The organism is Streptomyces sp. NPDC005963 (genome assembly GCF_040638655.1).
Classification (GTDB): Bacteria; Actinomycetota; Actinomycetes; order Streptomycetales; family Streptomycetaceae; genus Streptomyces.
The window spans coordinates 60,193-66,402 of the sequence record NZ_JBEXVD010000036.1 but is presented as its reverse complement, the minus strand read 5'-3'; the positions used below and the strand labels follow the sequence as shown (position 1 = coordinate 66,402).

General features: G+C 68.3%; 5 protein-coding genes. 3 read left to right on the top strand and 2 right to left on the bottom strand.

From position 1 onward, the window contains the following. Positions 1-689: 689 nt before the first annotated feature. Positions 690-1,589, bottom strand: a complete 900-nt coding sequence (locus ABZ348_RS31850) for a sugar isomerase (protein ID WP_358938994.1) — start codon at positions 1,587-1,589, stop codon at positions 690-692. 333 nt (positions 1,590-1,922) lie between these two features. Here ABZ348_RS31850 and ABZ348_RS31845 point away from each other — a divergent pair, with 333 nt between their 5' ends. The 3 genes from ABZ348_RS31845 to otsB all read left to right on the top strand — a co-directional run bounded on the left by ABZ348_RS31845 (position 1,923) and on the right by otsB (position 4,429). Beyond that, positions 1,923-3,197, top strand: coding sequence for an extracellular solute-binding protein (locus ABZ348_RS31845; RefSeq protein WP_358938992.1), 1,275 nt, complete (start codon positions 1,923-1,925; stop codon positions 3,195-3,197). A gap of 116 nt (positions 3,198-3,313) precedes the next feature. Further along, a complete protein-coding gene (locus ABZ348_RS31840; RefSeq protein WP_358938990.1) occupies positions 3,314-3,571 on the top strand; it encodes a DUF3263 domain-containing protein in 258 nt (85 codons plus the stop codon). Positions 3,572-3,580: 9 nt separating this feature from the next. Continuing rightward, entirely contained in the window at positions 3,581-4,429 is an 849-nt protein-coding gene (gene otsB / locus ABZ348_RS31835; protein ID WP_358938988.1) for a trehalose-phosphatase, read from the top strand. A gap of 7 nt (positions 4,430-4,436) precedes the next feature. On the opposite strand, the gene ABZ348_RS31830 is transcribed toward otsB, so the two are convergent. Next, entirely contained in the window at positions 4,437-5,846 is a 1,410-nt protein-coding gene (locus ABZ348_RS31830; RefSeq protein ID WP_358938986.1) for a trehalose-6-phosphate synthase, read from the bottom strand. Positions 5,847-6,210: the final 364 nt, after the last annotated feature.

The window sequence follows — 6,210 nt, the reverse complement described above, 5'->3', positions numbered from 1 at the left end:
GTTCCGTCCTCAAGCGCCGGACGGGCTGGGAGGGCTCGGGTTCGGGGGTGCTGGGCTTTGGGGGGCCCGGGTGCGGGTCTGGGTGGGGTGCGGGTGGTGGGGGTGCTTTCGGGCGTGACTCCTCACCGTCGGCGGCCAGCGGCTGATCCGTTGGTTTCAGCTCTGGATGCCGCCAACGCTTCCGGGGACACCCCCTGCGCGCCCCCAGAACGCCAGCCAACAGCTATCGGGGTCCTCAGCCCGATCCACGAGCAGGGGTACGGAAGAGAGACAGGGGCTCGCGCCCCCAGAACACCAGCCAAGGGGTTCCGGGGTCCCCGGCCCGGTCCACGGGTGCAGGTTCGGGTGGGGTGTCAGGCCGTCGATCAGGGGTGCGGTGCTTCGGCTGGTCCACGAACGGGGGCAGAACATCAACCCGGGTTCCGGCAGTCGGCTGGTCCACGAACCGGGCCTCAGATGGGGCCCAGGGCATCAACCAGGGCCCCGCACTCCGGTCCGATCCGCAGGCACACGGGTGGGGGAGGACGTCGATCAGGGGTGCGGTGCTTTGGCTGGTGCACGTGTAGGGGCCGGGGGTTGGTCAGGGGGTGGGGCGGCTCGGAGGCGGATGGGTGTGGATGCGGGGAGGGCCCGGCTCTGGGGTTCTCGTGTGTTGGAGCAGAGCCGGGCCGGGGTGGGTGTGGTGGGGGTTAGGGCTGGGGGAGGATCACGCTGCGCGTGAGGTTGCGGGGGCGGTCGGGGTCGTACCCCTTCGACTCCGCAAGCTCCACCGCCAGGCGCTGGGCGCGCACCAGGTCCGCCAAGGGGTCCACTCCCCGGTTGGCGACCAAGGTCCCCCCGACCCCGGCGACGTCCACCGAGAGCCCCTCCGGCAGTTCACCGAAGACCCAGGCCACTCGTCCGGGCCCGGTGATGGCGATCGGCCCGTGGCGGTACTCCATCGCCGGATACGCCTCGGTCCAGGCGCCCGCCGCCTCGCGCATCTTCAATCCGGCCTCCAGGGCGAGACCGTAGGTCCATCCCCGACCGAGGAAGGTCCACTGTTCGGCGCCCAGTACCCCGTCCGGCAGCGGTTCTGTCACCGCCAGCTCCGCATCGACTGCGGCTTCGGCGATCGACTTCACTCCGGGAACGTCCCCGAGGCCCGCCCGGAGGAACGCCAGAGCCGTGGTCGCGAAACGGGTCTGGACCACTGACTCCTCATCGGCCCAGTCCAGTACGGCCACCGTGTCCGCGGCGTCCATCACGGGCGTGGCGGGGTCCGCGGTCAGTGCAAGGGTCGGAACGCTCCCCTTGAGACGGTGGAGGAGTTCCAGGACCTCGGTGGTGGTGCCGGACCGGGTGATGGCCACGACGCGGTCATACGTCCGCCCCACCGGAAACTCCGATGACGCAAATGCATCGGTCTCGCCGAGCCCGGCTGCCTCGCGCAGCGCAGCGTAGGCGATGGCCATGAACCAGGACGTGCCGCACCCCGTCACGGCCACTCGCTCGCCCGACTGGGGTAGTCCATCGAAGGTTTTGGCGGTTTCTGCCGCGCGTCGCCAGCAATTGGGCTGTGTGGCTATCTCAGCTGCGGTACGGGACATGTGGCATGGCTCCTAGCGACGTACATGCTGTTCTCGGACCGGCACCCAGTCGTGATCGCGACGACGTGCCGATATGTGCTTAGCAGCCCACCACACACACGAGCAACGACCGTCCCTCTGGGCACATCTTTATGAAAGGTTCCTTCGGAAGAGACGTTGCAAAAGTGAGACCAGGGGGCGTAGACCACTGAAGGTTTCATGGTGGAAAATCGCTGCTCATCTCTGGGGCCTCAATGAGGTCGCGAGGGGCGCCACGGGGGTCATAAACGGGGGCGCTACGGGGAGCGGTCCGGAGTAAATCCAGCCATCAGTACCAATAGTGGGGGAAGAGCTGTGCAACGGCACTTCTTGAGACTGACCGCGGCGACGGCCGCACTTGGCGTGGCGGTCGCCTTGGCAGGGTGTGGCGCACCGGGTGAGGCCGGTGCGGTCACCTTGAATTTGATCGCCGCCGACTACGACGTCAACGGCGGCCAGAGCAGCCGCACTTACTGGGATGACGTCGTCCACAAGTTCGAAGCAACGCATGACGGAATCAATGTGGAAGTCCACATCGAACCCTGGACCAGTATCGATCGCAAGGTCGCCCAGTTGGTCAAGAGAGACCAAGCTCCCGACATCGCCCAGATCGGTGCGTACGCCGACTACGCAGCGGACGACAAGCTGTACAGCGCTGACGAACTCCTCTCCATCCCCGTCCAGTCGAACTTCCTCGCCCCTCTCGTCGCGGCGGGCAAGCAGCGCCGCGTCCAGTACGGACTGCCGTTCACAGCCTCCACCCGACTGCTCTTCTACAACAAGGACCACTTCAAGAAGGCAGGGATAGCCAAGCCTCCCCAGACATGGGAGGAACTGAGCGAAGCAGCACGGCTCTTGAAGGCCAACACCAAGGTCAGTTACCCCATTGCGCTCCCCCTCGGACCGGAGGAGGCGCAGGCCGAGACCATGGTGTGGCTCCTCGGAGCCGGGACCGACGGCTATGTCGACGCCGGAGGCGTCTACGCCATCGACTCCGACGAGAACACATCGGCCCTTGAGTGGCTGAAGTCGGATCTCGTCGACCAGAAGCTCACCGGCCCGGTGGCCCCTGGCAAGTTGAACCGCAAGGAGGCGTTCGCAGCCTTCACCCGGGGCGAAGTCGGGATGCTCAACGGCCACCCCTCCTTGATGAAGTCCGCCAGGGCCGCAGGCGTCGACGTGGGCATGGTGACCATGCCCGGCCGTGCCGGACGATCGAACTCGACCATGGGCGTGGCCGACTGGATCATGGGCTTCAAGCAGAACGGGCACCAGGCCGAGATCGGCGACTTCCTCAACTTCCTCTTCACCGACGAGAACGTCCTCAACTTCGCCGCTCAAAACGCCCTGCTGCCGGTCACCACCTCGGCTTCGGAGGCCATGGAGGACGATGCTCAGCACGCGGACCTGAAGCCGTTCCTCGACGAGTTGCCCGAGTCGGTGCTGCCCCCGGTCGACAAGACGTCGTGGGCCACCGTCAGCGATGAGGTCAAGCGGAACATCGGCAATGCGGTGAAGCCGGGGGGCAGCCCCCGGCAGGTCCTGGAGGACATTGCCCAGAAGGCCACCGAGGCGGAGCAACGGGAATAGCGCGACTCCCTGATCTCGCTCCGCTAGGCCGCCCCCACCGATGACGGGGTGCGCCGTCGACCCGGCACAGCCGGGGCGAGGAGCAGGGGGAGGCGTCCGCCGATAGGTTGGATCGCATGACCGACGACCAGGCCGCCTCCCCCGGTCCCACCGAGCTCTCCGAGCGCGATCGGGACGTGCTCGCGATGGAGCGCCGCTCCTGGCCCGGACCGGGTGCCAAGGAACGGGCCATCCGTGAGGACCTGGGGATCTCCCCCACCCGGTACTACCAACTCCTCAACGCGCTCCTCGACGACCAGCGCGCCCTCGCCCACGATCCGATCACCGTCAATCGCCTGCGTCGGATCAGAGACGCACAACGCGCCCGCCGATAGGGTCGGACCATGGGCAGCTCTCCGCACGCGCATCCCCTGCCGTCGCCGTCGACGCCCGCGGGCCGTGAAGGTCTCGCCGCGCTTCTGGCCAGACCACGCAAGGCCGTCGTCGCCCTCGACTTCGACGGCACCCTCGCCGAGATCGTTCCCGACCCGGAGCGCGCCCGTGCGCATCCGGGCGCCGTACCCGCACTGGCGCAACTGGCACCCAAGGTCGCTTCCGTCGCCGTGGTCACCGGTCGCCCCGCGGGCGTCGCCGTCCGCTACGGAGGCTTCGCCGGAGTGTCGGGCCTCGATCACCTCGTCGTACTCGGGCACTACGGATCGGAGCGCTGGGACGCCGTCTCCGGCACCGTGAACACACCGGCACCGCATCCGGGCGTCGCAGCCGTACGCTCCGAACTGCCGGGTTTCCTCGACGGCATCGGCGCCTGGCAGGGCACCTGGATCGAGGAGAAGGGCCAGGCGGTGGCGGTCCACACCCGCCGTGCCAGCGACCCGCAGGGTGCCTTCGAAGCGCTGCGCGAACCGCTGGCCACCCTGGCCGCCCGGCACGGTCTGATCCTGGAACCGGGACGGATGGTGCTGGAGATCCGCCCGCCCGGCATGGACAAGGGCGTCGCCCTCGCGGACTACGTACGCGAGGTCAACGCCGAAGCCGTGCTCTACGCCGGTGATGACCTGGGGGACCTGCCCGCGTTCGCGGCGGTCGAGAAACTCCGCTCGGACGGGTTGCCCGGGCTGCTCGTGTGCAGCGGCAGTGCGGAGGTCCCCGAACTGGCCGAACGCGCGGACCTCCTGCTGCCAGGACCGGCCGCGGTCGTCGACTTCCTCGCTGCCCTGGCGAAGAGCCTGTAGCAGCGGGTCAGCGCTGCTCGCGCAAGGCGTTCAACTGGTCGAGGAACCACCGCTGCGGTGGCAGTGCCGTCGCAGCGGCGGCCAGTCGTGCACTACGGCGGGAGCGCTCGGCGACGGGCATGGTCAGGGCCTCGTGCAGCGCTTCCGCCGTGGCGGTCACGTCATAGGGATTGACCGTGATCGCGTCCTCCCCGAGCTCCTCATGGGCACCCGCCTCCCGGGACAGCACCAGGGCGCAACCCGCCTCCGACACCACCGGGATCTCCTTGGCGACCAGGTTCATACCATCGCGAATGGGGTTGACCAGTGCCACGTCGGCCAAGCGGTACGCGGCCAGGGAACGCGCGAAGTCGTCCTTCACGTGCAGGACGACGGGACTCCAGCCCTCGGTCCCGAACTCGGCGTTGATCGCATCGGCGACCCGCTGGACCTCCGCCGTGTAGTCGCGGTAGACCGCCAGATCCTGACGGGAGGGGTACGCGAACGCCACGTGCACCACGCGCTCGCGCCATTCGCTCCGGGTGCTCAGCAGTTCCCGATAGGCCAGGAGGCCGCGGACGATGTTCTTGGACAGCTCGGTGCGGTCGACGCGCACGATGGTCTTGCGGTCCGTTCCGTCCGGGCCGATCTGCTGCCGGAGGTCGGACAGGCGCTCCTCCACGTCGGGTCGGTGCGCACGCTCGCGCAGGAAATCCGCGTCCGCGCCGAGCCCGTGCACTCCGATGTCGGTGCCCTTGAGCGACTCGGCTCCCAGCAACTCCGTACAGCACTGCGCGAACGCGTCCGCCCAACGACGGGTCAGGAAACAGGTCCGATCGGCGCCGAGCAGCCCGCGCAGCAACTGGCGCGAGATGTCGTCGGGCAGCAGCCGGAAGTAGTCCACCGGGGCCCAGGGGGTGTGCGAGAAGTGGCCGATCTTCAGATCGGGACGCAGGGCGCGGAGCATCCCGGGGACCAGCGCCAGATGGTAGTCCTGCACCAGGACCGCGGCACCTTCACCCGCACGGTCGGCCAGCGCCTGTGCGAAGGCCCGGTTGTACTGCTCGTACGCGCCCCACTGCCGGCGGAACTCCAGGTCGAAGACGGGCTCCAACGGGGTCTGGTAGAGCATGTGGTTGATGAACCAGAGCACGGAGTTGGCGATGCCGTTGTACGCGTCGTGATGGATGCCCGCGTCGATGTCGAGCATGAGGACGCCCGGCTCGCCGACGCCGCGACGCACGGCCTCCCGATCGCCGTCACCGAGGGCCGAGCACACCCAGAGGGCGTCCGCCTCCGATCCGATGGCGGAGAGCCCGGAAACCAGACCACCGCCTCCGCGCCGCGAGTCGAGGGTCCCGTCGTCCCGGACGGTGTAGGAGATGGGGCCGCGGTTCGACGCGACGAGGATCTGGGCAGCTGAGTGCTCGGAGACCATGTCGCGAACCTAGCCCGTCCCGCAAACCCCCAAACGTGCGTTCGCCCTCAAGGCCCCTCCCACACCACAACTGGCTCAATCTCCGCACTACCCACTACTACGACTCCCCGCCAATCCCCCGACCTCTCGACCGATGCCCTGCCCCCACCCGAAGCCCAGCTCGCGCTTCGACCAAGGCACCGGAGCCCTGATTGACGCACTACCCCCACCCGAAGCCCAGCTCGCGAATTCGGCCGAGGTGCCGCAACCCTGATCGACGGCCTGACACCCCGCCCGAACCTGCACCCGTGGATCGGGTCGAGGGCCCCGAAGCCTGTTGGCTGGTGTTCTGGGGGCGCGCAGGGGGTGTCCCCGGAAGCGTTGG

Excerpts from the sequence above, each read along its gene's own strand:
- ABZ348_RS31850 (WP_358938994.1), bottom strand. The coding sequence starts at position 1,589 with ATGTCCCGTACCGCAGCTGAGATAGCCACACAGCCCAATTGCTGGCGA.
- ABZ348_RS31840 (WP_358938990.1), top strand. The coding sequence starts at position 3,314 with ATGACCGACGACCAGGCCGCCTCCCCCGGTCCCACCGAGCTCTCCGAG.
- otsB (WP_358938988.1), top strand. The coding sequence starts at position 3,581 with ATGGGCAGCTCTCCGCACGCGCATCCCCTGCCGTCGCCGTCGACGCCC.
- ABZ348_RS31830 (WP_358938986.1), bottom strand. The coding sequence starts at position 5,846 with ATGGTCTCCGAGCACTCAGCTGCCCAGATCCTCGTCGCGTCGAACCGC.